At 55.0% G+C, this 16,587-nt stretch carries 17 protein-coding genes; 8 read left to right on the top strand and 9 right to left on the bottom strand.

The window, feature by feature from the left end:
- Window positions 1–3: 3 nt before the first annotated feature.
- Window positions 4–432 carry a 50S ribosomal protein L13 gene (gene rplM / locus IM313_RS02935; protein WP_006178824.1) on the bottom strand — a complete coding sequence of 143 codons (429 nt, stop codon included), beginning with the start codon at window positions 430–432 and terminating at the stop codon, window positions 4–6.
- Between the two features lie 292 nt (window positions 433–724).
- Window positions 725–1,849 carry a cell division protein ZapE gene (zapE, locus tag IM313_RS02930; RefSeq protein ID WP_192971977.1) on the bottom strand — a complete coding sequence of 375 codons (1,125 nt, stop codon included), beginning with the start codon at window positions 1,847–1,849 and terminating at the stop codon, window positions 725–727.
- 189 nt (window positions 1,850–2,038) lie between these two features.
- Here zapE and zapG point away from each other — a divergent pair, with 189 nt between their 5' ends.
- From zapG to degS, 3 genes are all read left to right on the top strand, one after another.
- Window positions 2,039–2,437, top strand: coding sequence for a Z-ring associated protein ZapG (zapG, locus tag IM313_RS02925; protein WP_010436126.1), 399 nt, complete (start codon window positions 2,039–2,041; stop codon window positions 2,435–2,437).
- A 170-nt stretch (window positions 2,438–2,607) separates the two neighbouring features.
- A complete protein-coding gene (degQ, locus tag IM313_RS02920) occupies window positions 2,608–3,975 on the top strand; it encodes a serine endoprotease DegQ (protein ID WP_041907839.1) in 1,368 nt (455 codons plus the stop codon).
- A gap of 92 nt (window positions 3,976–4,067) precedes the next feature.
- On the top strand, window positions 4,068–5,135 hold the full coding sequence (gene degS / locus IM313_RS02915; RefSeq protein ID WP_028014593.1) for an outer membrane-stress sensor serine endopeptidase DegS: 1,068 nt from the start codon (window positions 4,068–4,070) through the stop codon (window positions 5,133–5,135).
- An 88-nt stretch (window positions 5,136–5,223) separates the two neighbouring features.
- Here the strand turns inward: degS and mdh are convergent, their stop codons facing one another.
- A complete protein-coding gene (gene mdh / locus IM313_RS02910; protein WP_028014594.1) occupies window positions 5,224–6,162 on the bottom strand; it encodes a malate dehydrogenase in 939 nt (312 codons plus the stop codon).
- Window positions 6,163–6,559: 397 nt separating this feature from the next.
- On the opposite strand from mdh, the gene argR reads away from it, so the two are divergent.
- From argR to yhcN (IM313_RS02895), 3 genes are all read left to right on the top strand, one after another.
- Window positions 6,560–7,030 (top strand): transcriptional regulator ArgR, encoded by a 471-nt coding sequence (argR, locus tag IM313_RS02905; RefSeq protein ID WP_008502836.1) that lies wholly within the window; start codon window positions 6,560–6,562, stop codon window positions 7,028–7,030.
- Window positions 7,031–7,405: 375 nt separating this feature from the next.
- A complete protein-coding gene (gene yhcN, locus IM313_RS02900; protein WP_014885423.1) occupies window positions 7,406–7,669 on the top strand; it encodes a peroxide/acid stress response protein YhcN in 264 nt (87 codons plus the stop codon).
- 109 nt (window positions 7,670–7,778) lie between these two features.
- On the top strand, window positions 7,779–8,045 hold the full coding sequence (gene yhcN / locus IM313_RS02895; RefSeq protein ID WP_028014595.1) for a peroxide/acid stress response protein YhcN: 267 nt from the start codon (window positions 7,779–7,781) through the stop codon (window positions 8,043–8,045).
- Between the two features lie 61 nt (window positions 8,046–8,106).
- Here the strand turns inward: yhcN (IM313_RS02895) and IM313_RS02890 are convergent, their stop codons facing one another.
- The 5 genes from IM313_RS02890 to aaeX all read right to left on the bottom strand — a co-directional run bounded on the left by IM313_RS02890 (window position 8,107) and on the right by aaeX (window position 13,085).
- On the bottom strand, window positions 8,107–8,379 hold the full coding sequence (locus IM313_RS02890) for a barstar family protein (RefSeq protein ID WP_192971976.1): 273 nt from the start codon (window positions 8,377–8,379) through the stop codon (window positions 8,107–8,109).
- A 45-nt stretch (window positions 8,380–8,424) separates the two neighbouring features.
- Entirely contained in the window at window positions 8,425–9,879 is a 1,455-nt protein-coding gene (locus IM313_RS02885) for an NAD-dependent succinate-semialdehyde dehydrogenase (RefSeq protein WP_028014597.1), read from the bottom strand.
- An 89-nt stretch (window positions 9,880–9,968) separates the two neighbouring features.
- The gene (aaeB, locus tag IM313_RS02880) at window positions 9,969–11,936 is read right to left on the bottom strand and encodes a p-hydroxybenzoic acid efflux pump subunit AaeB (protein ID WP_047364742.1); all 1,968 of its coding nucleotides are present in this window, start codon (window positions 11,934–11,936) and stop codon (window positions 9,969–9,971) included.
- Window positions 11,937–11,941: 5 nt separating this feature from the next.
- Window positions 11,942–12,874 carry a p-hydroxybenzoic acid efflux pump subunit AaeA gene (aaeA, locus tag IM313_RS02875; RefSeq protein WP_028014599.1) on the bottom strand — a complete coding sequence of 311 codons (933 nt, stop codon included), beginning with the start codon at window positions 12,872–12,874 and terminating at the stop codon, window positions 11,942–11,944.
- Between the two features lie 7 nt (window positions 12,875–12,881).
- Window positions 12,882–13,085 carry a p-hydroxybenzoic acid efflux pump operon protein AaeX gene (aaeX, locus tag IM313_RS02870; RefSeq protein ID WP_003860416.1) on the bottom strand — a complete coding sequence of 68 codons (204 nt, stop codon included), beginning with the start codon at window positions 13,083–13,085 and terminating at the stop codon, window positions 12,882–12,884.
- Between the two features lie 179 nt (window positions 13,086–13,264).
- Between aaeX and aaeR the strand changes: the two genes are divergently transcribed.
- The gene (gene aaeR / locus IM313_RS02865; RefSeq protein ID WP_028014600.1) at window positions 13,265–14,191 is read left to right on the top strand and encodes an HTH-type transcriptional activator AaeR; all 927 of its coding nucleotides are present in this window, start codon (window positions 13,265–13,267) and stop codon (window positions 14,189–14,191) included.
- 217 nt (window positions 14,192–14,408) lie between these two features.
- Window positions 14,409–15,023 carry a YagU family protein gene (locus tag IM313_RS02860; RefSeq protein WP_032644925.1) on the top strand — a complete coding sequence of 205 codons (615 nt, stop codon included), beginning with the start codon at window positions 14,409–14,411 and terminating at the stop codon, window positions 15,021–15,023.
- 46 nt (window positions 15,024–15,069) lie between these two features.
- Here the strand turns inward: IM313_RS02860 and tldD are convergent, their stop codons facing one another.
- Complete coding sequence (tldD, locus tag IM313_RS02855; protein WP_192971975.1) at window positions 15,070–16,515, bottom strand: metalloprotease TldD; 1,446 nt, start codon at window positions 16,513–16,515, stop codon at window positions 15,070–15,072.
- Window positions 16,516–16,587 lie beyond the last annotated feature (72 nt).

Raw genomic sequence — 16,587 nt, 5'->3', positions numbered from 1 at the left:
CGATTAGATGTCAAGAACTTGCGGTTGCTGTGCCGCGTGGTTGTGCTCGTTGCCTGCGTAAACTTTCAGTTTACGGAACATAGCACGACCCAGCGGGCCTTTTGGCAGCATGCCTTTAACCGCGATTTCAATCACACGCTCAGGACGGCGGGCAATCATCTCTTCAAAGGTCGCTTCTTTGATACCACCGATGTGGCCGGTGTGGTGGTAGTACACTTTGTCAGTACGCTTGTTGCCGGTAACAGCAACTTTGTCAGCGTTCAGAACGATGATGTAATCACCGGTATCAACGTGCGGAGTGTATTCCGCTTTATGCTTACCGCGCAGGCGACGAGCCAGTTCAGTAGCCAGACGGCCCAGAGTTTTACCGGTCGCGTCAACAACATACCAGTCGCGCTGTACGGTTTCTGGTTTAGCTGTAAAAGTTTTCATTAAAAGCTTACCCAAATAATAAGTTACACGTTGGTGAACACCCAAACGTTTAGTCAGTTGAGGTTCACACGACAAAGTCCGGCAAACCTACCCCTTCGAATAGCACATGCCGACACATAGAAAGTTTCGGGAAAAAAACCTTCTCGTAACGTGGGGTCGCAAGATTATAGAGAAGTTGAGGTCAAAGATCGACCCTTAAATGTGATTTGGAATGGGTTTTTCGGGGGGCGCGTTTGTGCGGTCTGGTGCCCTCACTCCCAGCTCCTCTCCCCGCGGGAGAGAGGCGCATTTATTAGGGCATATGCTCACGCTTGAGATACTCTTCGCTCTGCATCTCTTGCAGGCGCGAGAGGCAGCGCTGGAACTCAAACTTCAGCCGCTCGCCCTGGTAGATCTCATATAAAGGCACCTCGGCGCTGACGGCAAGCTTGACGTGGCGCTCGTAAAACTCGTCCACCAGCGCAATGAAACGCCGCGCTTCGCTCTCCATCAGCCGCGTCATCACCGGCACATCCAGCATCATCACGGTGTGGAACAGGCGCGAAAGCGCAATATAGTCATGCTGGCTGCGGGCATCCACGCAGAGCGTCGCAAAAGAGACCGCCAGCGTCTGGTTTTCTACGCCAAGGGTGGGTAACGGGCGATGGTTAATCTCCAGCGTCGGTGCGTTTTCGCGTTTTGCGCCCGCCAGCGCCAGCCAGAGTTTATCCATCTCGCGAGCGGTATCGGCGTTTAACGGCGAAAGCCACAGGTGCGCCTGCGTTAACGTGCGCAGACGATAATCGACACCGGCATCGACATTCATGATGTCGCAATGCTGTTTGATAGCATCAATAGCCGGCAGGAAACGCGCCCGCTGCAGGCCGTTGCGATAGAGTTCATCCGGCGGGATATTCGACGTGGCAACGAGCGTGATCCCGCGGGCAAACAGCGCTTTCATCAGCCCGCCTAACAGCATGGCGTCGGTAATGTCAGAAACAAAAAACTCATCGAAGCAGAGCACGTCCGTTTCCGCCTTGAACCTGTCAGCCACAATCTCCAGCGGATCGCTTTTGCCCTGCAGCGCTGTCAGCTCTTCATGCACCCGCAGCATAAAGCGATGGAAGTGGAGGCGCTGTTTACGCTCCCCCGGCAGGCTGAGATAAAACAGATCCATCAGCCAGGTTTTTCCGCGACCGACGCCGCCCCACATATATAAACCGCGCACCGGAGCCTGAGCCTGCGGCGCTTTTTTGCCGAGCAGTCGGCCAAACGCCGCTTTGAGCCCACCACTCTGTTCTACTTCAGCAGGTTTTGCCGTGAGCGCCTGATAAATCATCTCCAGACGGTTTACCGCCTCACGTTGAACGTCATCAGGCTGATGAGTACCCTCATTCAGGGCCAGTTGATATCGCGATGCAGGGGACAGGATTTGCATAATCTTATTGTTATTCCTTCAATTAATGCTCATCAGCAGGCGTGACTGATGAAAAAAAGGCCGTTCTACACTACGCGATGATACGTCAGGATTCCACTTCTGCGGAAATAGCGGTTATAGTGGCATTATCAGGCACAGGCAGGAGCCGAGCCAACACCCTACGGAACAACAAGACAACGGGAGAAGTTCATGACCTGGGAATATGCGCTAATCGGTTTAGTCGTCGGCATCGTGATCGGTGCTGTGGCCATGCGTTTCGGCAACCGCAAATTGCGTCAGCAGCAGTCACTGCAGTACGAACTGGAAAAGAATAAAGCAGAGCTGGAAGAGTATCGCGAAGAGCTGGTCAGCCACTTTGCCCGTAGCGCTGAGCTGCTGGACAACATGGCGACCGACTACCGTCAGCTGTATCAGCATATGGCGAAAAGCTCCAGCAGCCTGCTGCCGGAAATGACCGCGGAGACTAACCCGTTCCGCAACCGTCTGGCCGACTCAGAAGCGGGTAACGATCAGGCTCCGGTTCAGATGCCACGCGACTACTCTGACGGCGCGTCCGGCCTGCTGCGCGGTGGCGCAAAACGCGATTAATCGCACAACATAAATATATTTTACGGGCGCATCTCTTGCGCCCGTCCTTTCTTCCCGTCCCCAGCTATTATTTAGTCAAACACCTCATTGTTCAGCGGTATAAAATTCAATAACATCATCATGATTTTGGGCCGTTCTTCTTTCATTCCAGGATACGAGAGTCAGCATCAATGAAGAAAAAAAACCAGCTGTTGAGCGCTATAGCGTTAAGTGTCGGGTTATCTCTCTCGGCGTCCTTCCCTGCCGGTGCGGCGCTGCCTTCGCAGGTGCCGGGACAGGCAGCCACTCCCAGCCTCGCGCCAATGCTGGAAAAAGTGTTGCCCGCGGTCGTGAGCGTTCAGGTAGAAGGCACGGCGGTTCAAAGCCAGCGCGTACCGGAAGAACTGAAAAAATATTTTGGCGATGAGTCCCCCAACCAGCAGGCCCAGCCTTTTGAAGGCCTGGGCTCTGGCGTCATCATTGATGCGGCTAAAGGCTATATCCTGACCAACAATCATGTCATCAGCCAGGCCGATAAAATCAGCGTCCAGCTGAACGATGGTCGTGAATTTGATGCCAAACTGATTGGCGGCGATGATCAGAGCGACATCGCGCTATTGCAGGTGCAGAACCCGAGCAACCTGACCCAGATTGCCATTGCGGATTCCGACAAGCTGCGCGTCGGTGATTTTGCCGTCGCTGTGGGCAACCCCTTTGGTTTAGGTCAAACCGCCACCTCCGGCATAGTCTCGGCGCTGGGACGCAGTGGCCTGAATCTGGAAGGTCTGGAAAACTTCATCCAGACCGATGCCTCAATCAACCGGGGCAACTCCGGCGGGGCATTACTCAACCTTAACGGCGAGCTGATTGGCATTAACACGGCAATTCTGGCTCCGGGCGGCGGCAGCATTGGGATTGGCTTTGCGATCCCGAGCAATATGGCTAAAACGCTGGCGCAGCAGCTAATCCAGTTCGGCGAAGTCAAACGTGGACTGCTGGGTATTAAAGGCATGGAGATGAGCGCTGATATCGCGAAAGCGTTCAATATCAACGTGCAGCGCGGTGCGTTTGTCAGTGAAGTGCTGCCAAACTCCGGCTCGGCAAAAGCAGGCATTAAATCGGGCGACGTGATCGTCAGCCTTAACGACAAGCCGCTGAGCAGCTTTGCTGAACTGCGTTCGCGTATTGCCACTACCGAACCGGGGGCCAAAGTGAAGCTGGGCCTGATCCGTGACGGTAAGCCGCTGAACGTCGAAGTGACGCTGGATAAAAGCACCTCGTCCTCTGCCAGCGCGGAGCTTATCGCCCCGGCGCTGCAGGGAGCAACGCTAAGCGATGGGCAGTTGAAAGACGGTACGAAAGGCATTCGCCTGGATACCGTCGAGAAGAGCAGCCCTGCCGCGCAGGCCGGATTGCATCAGGAAGATGTCATCATTGGCGTGAACCGCAATCGCGTGCAGTCCATTGCCGAACTGCGCAAGGTGCTGGAGAGCAAACCGGCGGTCATTGCCCTGCAGGTCATGCGTGGCAATGAGTCTATCTACATTCTGTTGCGCTAAGCATTTGCGATCCCGGACATCACCGCTGCGTGTGATGTCCGGATAACTCATGTTATGCTGCAAATCGTTCCTTTTTTCACGACACGCGCATCATGCTTTTAAAGCTCTTACGTTCCATTGTCATCGGTTTGATTGTCGCTGGCCTGCTGCTGCTGGCGATGCCGTCTTTGCGTCAGTTTAATAAGCTGTCTGCCCCCCAGTTCGACAGCACGGATGAAACGCCGGCGACCTATAACCAGGCCGTTCGCCGTGCCGCCCCTGCCGTGGTTAACGTTTATAACCGCGGCCTCAACAGCTCAGCACATAACCAGCTTGAGATCCGCACCCTTGGCTCCGGGGTGATTATGGACGAGCGCGGCTACATTATTACGAACAAACACGTGATCAACGATGCCGACCAGATCATCGTCGCCCTGCAGGATGGCCGCGTGTTTGAGGCGTTGCTTGTGGGTTCAGACAGCCTGACCGATCTGGCCGTGCTGAAGATTAACGCCACGGGCGGATTGCCGGTCATTCCGATCAACCGTAAACGTACGCCGCACATCGGCGATGTGGTGCTGGCGATCGGTAACCCGTACAACCTGGGCCAGACCATCACGCAAGGAATTATCAGCGCGACCGGTCGAATCGGCCTCAACCCGTCAGGACGGCAGAACTTCCTGCAGACGGATGCGTCAATCAACCACGGCAACTCCGGCGGCGCGCTGGTCAACTCGCTGGGCGAACTGATGGGCATCAACACCCTCTCGTTCGATAAAAGCAACGACGGCGAGACGCCGGAAGGGATCGGCTTTGCTATTCCGTTCCAGCTGGCGACCAAGATTATGGATAAGCTGATCCGCGACGGACGCGTGATCCGCGGCTATATCGGTATCGGCGGGCGCGAAATTGCGCCAATGCATACTCAGGGCGGCGGTATCGATCAGATTCAGGGCATCGTCGTCAACGAGGTGGCACCGGGTGGCCCGGCGGCTAACGCGGGGATTCAGGTTAATGATGTCATCGTGTCGGTCAACGGCACGCCGGCAGTCTCTGCCCTGGAGACGATGGACCAGGTGGCCGAAATTCGCCCTGGCTCGATCATCCCTGTGGAAATCATGCGCAACGATAAGAAAATGACGCTGCACGTGACGATTCAGGAATACCCGGCAACAAATTAGCCCCATAAAAAAACCGAAGCGCTTACTGGCTTCGGTTTTTTTGCCGGGTGGCGCTAACGCTTACCCGGCCTACGGGAGACACTTCGTTTTACTTGTTAACGAACTCTTCACCCAGAGTGATATCTTTCTTCAGCGTGTCCAGCATGCCTTCCATCGCGTTTTGCTCAAACGCGCTCAGCGTACCGATAGGCTTACGCTCTTCAATACCGTTTTTGCCCAGCAGCAGCGGCTGAGAGAAGAAGCGGGCATGTTCGCCGTCGCCTTCAACGTAAGCACATTCAACAACGCCTTTCTCGCCCTGCAGGGCGCGAACCAGTGACAGACCGAAACGTGCAGCCGCCTGGCCCATAGACAGGGTTGCAGAACCGCCACCCGCCTTCGCTTCCACCACTTCGGTGCCCGCGTTCTGGATTCGTTTGGTCAGATCAGCCACTTCCTGCTCGGTGAAGCTCACGCCCGGGATCTGCGACAGCAGAGGCAGAATAGTCACGCCAGAGTGGCCGCCGATAACCGGCACTTCCACTTCTGTTGGCTGTTTGCCTTTCAGCTCAGCAACGAAGGTGTTGGAACGGATAATATCCAGCGTGGTCACGCCGAACAGTTTGTTTTTGTCGTACACACCCGCTTTCTTCAGCACTTCGGCTGCGATAGCAACGGTGGTGTTCACCGGGTTAGTGATAATACCGATGCATGCTTTCGGGCACACTTCAGCGATCTGCTGCACCAGGTTTTTCACGATGCCCGCGTTGACGTTGAACAGGTCTGAACGATCCATGCCTGGCTTACGCGCCACGCCTGCAGAAATCAGGACCACGTCAGCACCCTGCAGCGCAGGACGCGCATCTTCACCGGAGAAGCCTTTGATTTTTACAGCGGTCGGGATGTGGCTCAGGTCAACCGCCACGCCTGGGGTTACCGGAGCAATATCGTACAGGGAGAGTTCTGAGCCTGAAGGCAGTTGGGTTTTCAGTAGTAGGGCAAGCGCCTGGCCGATACCACCAGCAGCGCCGAGGACTGCGACTTTCATCCTAAACTCCTTATTATGGTTAACTTAAGTATCTGTAAATCCGTTGCCGCGACCTTAAATCAGCATGTCTTTAATTACAATTTTCGAAGCTAAAGAATTTGAGGTCACACGACTTTATCTCTCACCAGAAAGCTATCTGACGACAGATGGCAACGAATTAAGAGGTGGTTACAATACACCCTGCCACGCCACCAAAACAACATCATTTTGATAACATTTAATTTACTTTTAAGCTTATTTGCGCGGCGTGACCCAGGCATGTTTTCTGATAACGAAATCTGATAAAATCACTCCCTTTCATAACATTATTTCAGCCTGCCGTTGAGCAGATAATTTGCATAAAAATTCATCCACATGCATAATAATGTTGTTTCTTTCGTCATATTCCGGGTGACTTATGCGAAGCTCGTCTAAGCAAGAAGAATTGGTAAAAGCGTTTAAGGCGCTACTTAAAGAAGAGAAATTCAGTTCTCAGGGAGAAATTGTTCAGGCGCTGCAGGAACAAGGCTTCGATAACATCAACCAGTCGAAAGTCTCCCGCATGTTAACCAAGTTTGGCGCGGTGCGTACCCGCAACGCCAAGATGGAGATGGTCTATTGCCTGCCGGCTGAACTTGGCGTGCCGACCACCTCCAGCCCGCTCAAGAATTTGGTTCTGGATATCGACTATAACGACGCCGTTGTGGTCATCCACACAAGCCCGGGTGCCGCGCAGCTGATTGCCCGCATGCTGGACTCGTTAGGTAAAACAGAGGGTATCCTTGGCACCATTGCCGGTGATGACACCATCTTTACCACCCCGGCTAGCGGTTTCTCCGTGAAGGATCTCCACGAAGCGATTCTGGTTCTGTTCGAACAGGAACTGTAATGCGCCCTCCCCCGTAGCGCCGCTGCGGGGATCATTCTGCTCTCGCATCATTTCCCCCTTTATTTCACTGCCCTTGCTTTGACGATTAGTGCTTTTTACCACTCATTAACATTCATCCAGTGAATAGCAATCCCGCAAATCGCACAAAAAATCAAAAAGCATTATCCCTATGATTTTCTTATAAATACCAACACAAATTGCTCATAAAACACCCAGCATTATGCAATTAGGTTATAAAAAAAAGCGTGTTTAACACGTAATAACAAGGGAAACCATTAGTCTGGTATTAATTTTTTACGTTATTAGTGTATACTTGATTTTGTGATGAGGGTCACGAAACAAGACCCCACTAAAAAATTCGACGAGGTAAGAATCATGAAAATCAAAACTACTGTAGCGGCGCTGAGCGTCCTGTCTGTCCTGTCCTTCGGTGCTTTCGCAGCTGACGCTATTAATGCTGACCAGGCGCAATCCCGTGAGGCAATCGGTACGGTTTCTGTCGGCGCTGTTGGCACGTCTCCAATGGACATGCATGAGATGCTGAACAAAAAAGCGGAAGAAAAAGGTGCGTCATCCTATCGCATTATCGAAGCGCGTTCCGGTGACCACTGGCACGCCACCGCCGAGCTGTACAAATAAGTTTAAGTAATCACTGAAGACATAACTCTCCACTCAACGGCACCAGGCATAAAAATAGCAGTTCACCCCTTCTCGCCGTTGAGCAAAAACCTGTTCAGGAGTAAAGACTATGAAAACCAAATTGATCATCGCAACCCTGGGTCTGGCATCCGCTCTCTCTTTCGGCGCAAGCGCAGCCGTACAGCAAGTGAATGCCGATCAGGCACAAAATCTGCAGCCAATGGGCAGCGTCTCCGTGACGTCAGTCACCGGCTCCCCGATGGACATTCGTCAGGAACTTGCCGCCAAAGCTGAAAAAGCAGGCGCCAGCAGCTATCGCGTCACCGAACTGAATCAGGGTGACCACTGGCACGCCACGGCTGAACTGTATAAATAAACCCTCGTCGTATCTCATCATACGACTTGCCCCTGGCCTCGTGGTCAGGGGCTTTTTTCATTTAATGCCGCGCGTTAAAACGAAGCTGTCCTTCAAGCTCTTCCTCCGCTTCATCGAAGAGTAATATCAGCGCGCCGAAACGTCTGCGCAGCTTATCGGGCAGATGGATAAACTCAATCTCCAGCGGTAGCGGCAGCATGCTGCCGGTGACCACGTCCCACAGCGTATCCAGATTGGTCACGCTTTCCCGTTCAAGTTCAAACGCCCGGATAAATTCCCGATAAAAGTCTTCCTGACTGTCGATTTCGTCAAAATCAAAAGTATAGGTTTTCATTGCCAGCCACCCAGTCCAGGCGGGCGGCAGATGCCGCCCAGTCTATTATAATCCCCCGATATGCAGGGTTTTAACTTCCAGATACTCTTCCAGCCCCAGCACGGATCCCTCACGTCCAAGACCGGACTCTTTTACGCCGCCGAAAGGCCCCAGCTCGGTGGAAACGGCGCACTCGTTAATGCCAATCATCCCGCTCTCGATGGCCTGTGAAACGCGGAAAACCCGGGAAAGGTTCTGGGTGTAGAAGTAAGCTGCCAGCCCGTAAGGCGTGTTATTCGCACGCTGGATAACTTCATCTTCCGAGGTGAAGCGGAAACACGCCGCAACCGGACCAAACGTCTCTTCTTCTGCCAGCTTCATGCCTTCGTGACAGTCGCCCAGCACGGTTGGCATCCAGAAATTACCGCCCAGCGGATGGGGTTTGCCGCCCGCCAGCACGGTCGCCCCTCGTGTGACAGCATCTTCAACATGCTCACGGACCTTGTCGACCGCTGCGGATTCAATCAGCGGCCCGACGACGACGCCGTCCTCAAGGCCATTCCCCACCTTAAGGGCATTAACCGCATCTGCGAGCTTATTCACAAACTTGTCGTAGACGGTTTCCTGAATGTAGAAGCGGTTCACGCTGACACAGACCTGCCCGGCATTGCGGAATTTATTGGCTATCGCGCCTTTTACCGCAGCCTCGATGTCGGCATCCTCAAAGACGATATACGGAGCATTTCCCCCCAGCTCCATCGAGACTTTTTTCATGGTTTCTGCGGCGTTGCGCACCAGCGTTTTGCCGACGGAGGTCGAACCGGTAAAGGAGATTTTACGCACGTCGTGGCTGGCCATGATCGCATCGCTGATTTCATGGGTATTTCCGGCCACCGCGTTGAGCACACCGTCGGGCACGCCCGCCTGTTTTGCCAGCGTCAGCAGCGCAAAGGCGCTGAGCGGCGTGTTATTGGCCGGTTTGATGACACCGGTACACCCGGCTGCCAGCGCCGGGCCTAGCTTGCGGGTGAGCATCGCCATCGGGAAGTTCCACGGCGTGATGGCCGCGACCACGCCGATGGGCTCACGGGTCGCCAGAATGCGCGAGCCGGGCTTGATTGGCGGAATAATCTCACCGTTCGCGCGCTTGGCCTCTTCAGCAAACCACTGGATAAAGCTGGCGGCATACTCCACTTCTCCTTCCGCCTCTTTCAGGGGCTTGCCCTGCTCGGTGGTCATTAGCCGCCCGAGCCAGCTTTTATTTTCAATAATCAGTTCGTACCAGCGGTACAGAATCGCCGAACGCTCTTTCGCGGTTTTGGCACGCCATGCCGGGAAGGCTTTGGTGGCCGCTGCGATCGCTTCTTCGGTTTGCGCTTTACCCGCTTTCGCAACTTTAGCGATGACCTCACCGGTCGCGGGGTTCAGCACATCAAACGTTGTGTCCAGCGTTTTCCAGATGCCGTCGACCAGATAGCCGGTCTGAAAAAGGGTGTTGTCCTGAAGCGCCTGAGTCGTCATGTGTCCTCCCTTCCTGAATGTAAGTACGTGCTGGAATAAGTATAGCCACAAAAAAACCGGCGCTTTTGGCGTCGGTTTTTTTACTTCAGTCAGTTATCCGTGAGGGCATTCTGGTAGCGATGCAGCATAAACACCAGCCGCCCTACCGGCTCGGTCACCTGTGGCGGCGCTTGCCAGTGCTTGAGCTTTTCCTGATAAATATCCAGTTCTTCAAGCAGTTGGGTAAAGTAACGACGGCGTTTGTCGTCACTGCTGGCGGAAAGCACATGGTCGGCGGTACGACGCAGCTGACGGTGGAAGGCCGAGAGATCGTCGTTGATCGGCACCGGCGCGTTGCGCAGACGCTGGTGCGCGATGATCATGGTTAACGCCAGGCGGAACTTCGCTATGTCGCCCGGGAACTTGTTCAGCAGTAAAAACAGCTGCTGGTAGAGCGCGGGCAGGTGGTTCTCTTTACGACGCGCGGTATTGGTAGTCATCGACGACACGGCAGCCGATACAAACTGGTTCAGCAATACGCGCCCCGTCCGCGCCTGCGAGTTATCCCGGACCAGCAGAATCACCATCATCGCCAGGAAGCAGCCCACCAGCTGACCCAGCGCGCTGTCGAGGAACTGGCTGAAGTGGAAGGTCATCGGGTTATCCAGCACGATGATGTTAATCGTACTCGCCAGCGCCCCCAGCGATCCCAGGCGGCGCTTTTGCACTTCAATGCCGATAAAGAACGCCATCACCGCCAGGCTAATACAGAGCAGCAGCATGCTCTGCTGCGTCGACGGGATGATGACCAGGAAATAGAGCGCGCCTATCGGCAGCGCGGCGATGGTACCGTAGAGGAAATCAATGGCGACCATGCGCGGGTTAGGCAGACGCATCGCCAGTGCGGTCACGACGGCAATCATCACCATCGCGCCGCTGCCGGACGTCCAGCCCGTCCACAGCCAGAACAGCGTGCCGAGCATACAGGCAAGCGTGGTACGCCAGAAGTTGACCATCGCGTGATGGCGCTCGGCAGACTCCGCCTTGATCACCACTTCGCCCTGGAGCACCTCTTCTTCCGCCGCGCTGATTTTGGTGTTACCGATCACGCCGCGCTTAAGCAGCAGATAGCGCGTTGCGGCTCCAACCCAGGTGTAGATCGTCACCGGCGTCTCGCGCTCCCCGGTCCAGGCAATCACCCGGCGCATGCGCTTAAGTTGCTTATGCACGTCCTGCACGGTCTCTACCGGCTCGGCAAACAGTTCGCGGAACGTATCGGTGACCGCTTCCGGGCGGGTGTTCTGGATAAGATAGGTTTCGCACGCCTGGGTAATCAGCGTTAAGGAGACGGTATTCAGGGCTTTAAGGCGACGATTCGCCCGCGCCCAGCGAGACGACTCCATATTGAGGTTGCTGCGCATCCCTTCCAGCGCCTGCGTACGACGAACCAGCCCGCTCCAGGCTTTATCCACCTCTTCGCTGTCGCCGTGTTTAATGCACAGCTGCATCAGCTGGTACTGGGCAACGATCAGCGCGTCCAGCTCGCGATCCACCTCTTGCTTGATCGAGCGCGGGGAGAAAAGCAGGTCAGCCACGATCGCGCAGACAATACCAATCACAATCTCGCTGCAGCGCTCCACGGCAAACTGCGGCGCGAGCAGCGGTTCGCTTTGGATGGTGATGACAATGATCAGCGCGGTATAGCCCGCCAGCCCCCAGGCGTAGGAGTTCTCCACTTTTACCAGAGACGAGACCCAGGTGCAGAAGCCTGCCCAGATGCAGCACACCATTAGCATCAGCAGCGGCGTGCGGATCATCAGAATAATAATGGTCAGCGCCGCGAAACAGCCGATAAACGTCCCTATGATACGCAGCATCCCGCGATAGCGGATCGCACCAGAGTAGGGTTCTCCACCCGCGGCGAAGGCAGGGCCCGCCGCGACAATCGCGGCGGTCAGCACCGCCCAGCGAGGGGTTTCAAGCTGGAAGTGGAAGCCAACGAACAGCGCCAGCACGATGGCGCACGCCAGCTTCACGGCGAAGCGAATGTGCTGGCTGGCGATGGAAAAGATACCCATGGCGATTAACCAAACTCACGCAGGCGATGGGCAATTTTACGGAAGAGGGAGTCCTGGCTGGCATCCCGATCTTTTTCTCCGGTGATCACCACCGTCGCCGTGGTACCCGCTGGCCACAGGTTGCCCTGCTGCTCATCCAGATGAATACGTACCGGCACGCGTTGCGCCAGACGCACCCACTCCAGGTTAGAATCCACCGTCGCCATCCCTTTGGCATCGTTAGAGCTGCTGGAGTTGGTTACCCCTGCGGCGACGCTATCGACGGTACCTTTAAAGACGCGGTTGCTGCCAAGCGGCGTGACCTCTGCGCGATAACCCGGACGAACGCCCTCCAGCTTGGTCTCTTCCATATAGGCGAGCACGTAGAAGGAGTTCTGTTTAACCAGCGCCACGGCGGTTGAGCCACGGGTGATAAACTCTCCGGCATAGACGTTCAGGTTGGTCACCCAGCCATCGGCCGGCGCGCGGATCACGGTACGCTCCAGGTCGAGCTTCGCCAGATCGCGCGTTGCCTGCGCTTTCGCTAACTGGTGCAGCACGGTTTGCAGCACGTTGTTGGACTGGTCAATCTCTTCGCGGGACATGGCCTGAACGCCAAGCTGGTTACGACGGCCTGCCTCACGGCGTTTCTCTGCGGCCAGCGCCTGGTAATAGGCCACGTCTGCTTCTGCTTCCTCCAGCGCCTTCTGGTAACGAGGCTGGTCGATGGTGAACAGGACCTGATCTTTCTTCACCAGCTGGTTATCGTGAACGTTAACCGCCGTGATAAGGCCGGCCACGTCGGGGGCAATTGCCACCACATCGGCGCTAAAGCGCGCGTCACGCGTCCACGGTGATTCGGTGTAATAAACCCAGGCGCGAAAAATAGCGATGAACGCGAGGATAACCAGCGCCATGGTAATGGCGGTGCGGGAGATTTTTCTTGTTAGCGTTTTCACATCAACCTCAGACAAACATGCGCGATATCAGGTAAAACAGGCAGCAATACAGCGCGGTATTGAACAATGCAGGGTGCCAGACGAAATCGTAGATCCCAGTCGGGACCAGCACCTTGCGCACCAGCCAGAAGATCGCCAGTGATAAAAGAAGCTCGAAAAATATCGGTGGGAACGACAGACCGAACACCACGATAACGGGAAACAGACTCATGTTGACCTTGATAAGAGAGAGTGCAGGCTTCAGAATTTTTTAGCGCACGCCATCGCAGGAGAGCTAGAAACGCAGGGCGAGAATGGCGCAGCCGTTATGTAATTAATAATATATTAACGTAACTGTTATGCTGTTATCTATCATATGTGATCTAAATCACTTTTAAGCCAGAGTGAACAATGGAACGTTTAAAACGCATGTCCGTCTTCGCCAAAGTGGTTGAACTCGGCTCATTTACCGCCGCTGCGCGCCAGCTTCAGATGAGCGTCTCATCCATCAGCCAGACGGTGTCCAAACTGGAAGATGAGCTTCAGGTTAAGCTGCTCAACCGCAGCACCCGCAGCATCGGGTTGACGGAAGCCGGTAAAATTTACTATCAGGGCTGTCGCCGCATGCTGCATGAAGTGCAGGATGTTCACGAACAACTCTATGCCTTTAACAACACGCCCATCGGCACGCTGCGTATAGGGTGTTCTTCAACTATGGCACAAAATGTTCTCGCTGCCATGACGGCGGACATGCTGAAAGAGTACCCTGGGCTTACCGTCAATCTGGTGACGGGCATCCCTGCCCCAGACCTGATCGCCGATGGTTTAGACGTGGTGATCCGCGTTGGCGCGTTGCAGGACTCCAGCCTGTTCTCGCGTCGCCTCGGGAGCATGCCGATGGTGGTCTGTGCCTCGAAGAGCTATCTGGCGCAGTACGGAGTGCCCGAGAAACCTGCCGATCTCGCTAACCACTCCTGGCTGGAGTACAGCGTCCGCCCCGATAATGAATTTGAGCTGATTGCTCCGGAAGGGATCTCCACCAGGCTGCTGCCGGAAGGCCGGTTCGTCACCAACGATCCGATGACCATTTCGCGCTGGCTGGTGGCCGGCGCCGGGATCGCCTACGTGCCGCTGATGTGGGTGATCAATGAGATCAACAGCGGCGTGCTGGAGATCCTCTTCCCGCGCTATCAGTCCGATCCGCGCCCGGTCTACGCCCTGTATACCGAGAAGGACAAGCTGCCCCTCAAAGTACAGGTGTGTATTAACTATCTGACCGACTATTTTGTCGACGTAGCAGAGCTGTTTCAGGGAATGCGCGGAAGAAGAAAGGAATAAGTAATTAATTCCTGAAATATCCGCGCCATTAATATTTCAGGATGAAGCCGGCCTTCATCCAGGAATATTCTTTAGCTTCTATCAGGAATAGCGAATTGACACTGCCGCCGCCTGCCCTTTACCTTATAAACAGTCTGGCATTCAGACTGTTATTATTTTGTTGCTGATTTGAATAATAAAATGTATTTCGCAGGATGACGTTAAACAAGGAAACGAAATGAATCTATTTGAACAAACACCGCCGTCACGCAGGCGCTACGGACTCGCCGCGTTCATTGGCTTAATTGCAGGAATTGTCTCCGCGTTTGTCAAATGGGGAGCCGAGGTACCACTCCCGCCACGCAGTCCCACCGATTTATTTACCGGCGCATGCGGCCCTGAGCAATTAATAAGAGCCGCAGGACAAATAGATTGCTCCCGCAATTTTTTAAATCCACCCTATGTTTTTTTACGCGACTGGCTGGGCGTAGTTGATCCTAACGCAGCAGTTTATACCTTTGCCGGACATATATTTAACTGGGTCGGCGTAACGCATATTATTTTCTCAATCGTCTTCGCGGTTGGGTATTGTGTCGTTGCTGAAGTCTTCCCGAAAATTAAACTCTGGCAGGGTTTGCTGGCGGGTGCATTGGCACAGCTTTTTGTTCACATGCTCTCCTTCCCGCTGATGGGGCTGACGCCACCGCTGTTTGATCTGCCCTGGTATGAACACGTGTCAGAGATCGTGGGTCATCTGGTCTGGTTCTGGTCGATCGAAATCATTCGACGTGACTTGCGTAACCGCATTACTCACGAGCCGGATCCGGAGATCCCGCTGGGTAACTTACGTTAAAAAAATGGCGCTACATCTGTAGCGCCATTTTTTATGTTTGCTCAGGTCAGGCCGTGCCGCCCACCGTCAGATTATCCACTTTCAGCGTTGGCTGACCCACGCCAACCGGCAGGCTCTGGCCTTCTTTACCGCAAACACCCACGCCGTTATCCAGCTTCAGATCGTTACCGACCATGGAAATCTGCTGCATGGCTTCAATGCCGGAGCCAATCAGGGTTGCGCCCTTCACCGCTTTGGTCACTTTGCCCTTCTCAATCAGGTACGCTTCTGAAGTCGAGAAGACAAACTTACCGGAGGTGATATCCACCTGGCCGCCGCCAAAGTTTGGCGCAAAGATACCGTAATCCACGGATTCGATAATCTCCTGCGGCGTGGATTTGCCCGGCAGCATATAAGTGTTGGTCATGCGCGGCATCGGCAGGTGCGCGTAAGATTCACGGCGGCCGTTACCCGTTGGCGCTACGCCCATCAGGCGCGCGTTGAGTTTGTCCTGCATGTAGCCTTTCAGAACGCCGTTTTCGATCAGCACGTTGTACTGGCCTGGCGTACCTTCATCGTCGATAGAAATCGAGCCGCGGCGGTCAAGCATGGTGCCATCATCCACTACGGTGCAAAGCTCAGAGGAGACGAGCTGTCCGATCTGGCCGCTGAACACGGACGTCCCACGACGGTTAAAATCGCCTTCCAGACCGTGGCCCACCGCTTCGTGCAGCAGCACGCCCGGCCAGCCTGCGCCCAGCACCACCGGGAATGTCCCGGCCGGCGCCGCAACAGCATTAAGATTCACCAGCGCCATGCGCACGGCTTCTTTAGCCCACGCGTCAGCGCGCGCTCCGCCGTCAACATCACCCAGGAACCAGTCATAGCCGAAACGACCGCCGCCGCCGCTTGAGCCGCGCTCGCGTTTGCCGTTGTCATCGACCTGCACGCTGATGGAGAGACGCACCAGCGGACGCACATCGGCCGCCAGCGTACCGTCCGTTGCCGCCACCAGAATCAGTTCATACACACCGCTCAGGCTGGCGGAGACTTCCTGAACACGTTTGTCGGCGGCGCGCGCCACTTTGTCCACGCGGCGCAGGATGTCCAGCTTCTCTTCGCGGCTCATGCTCTGCAGCGGGTCGATGCTGGTATAAAGCGCGGAGTGCTGCACTTCACCCAGGGTTTTTACGCGACCGTCGCCGGCATCGCGCACAATGGTACGCGCGGCCTGAGCGCTCTGCTCAAGCGCGGCCAGGCTAATCTGGTCGGCATAGGCAAAACCGGTTTTTTCGCCGCTGATGGCGCGCACGCCGACGCCCTGGTCAATGTTATATGAGCCATCTTTGATGATGCTGTCTTCTAAAACCCAGGATTCGTGATAGCTCGACTGGAAATAGAGATCGCCGTAGTCGAGACGGCGTTCGGTCAGTTGACCAAGAATGGAGAACAGGTCCTGATGGCTCAGGCCGTTCGCTGCGAGCAAATGTTCACTTACCAGGTTCAGACTCATCGTATTGCTACTCGTTCGTTGCCGCCCGTGGCGGTATAAAGATCGTATTTATTGAGAGTGAGGCAATTACCA

The organism is Enterobacter cloacae complex sp. P2B (genome assembly GCF_014895985.1).
GTDB lineage: Bacteria > Pseudomonadota > Gammaproteobacteria > Enterobacterales > Enterobacteriaceae > Enterobacter > Enterobacter bugandensis.
Note: the sequence above shows the minus strand (reverse complement) of the source record. Positions and strands in the feature narration are given on the sequence as shown.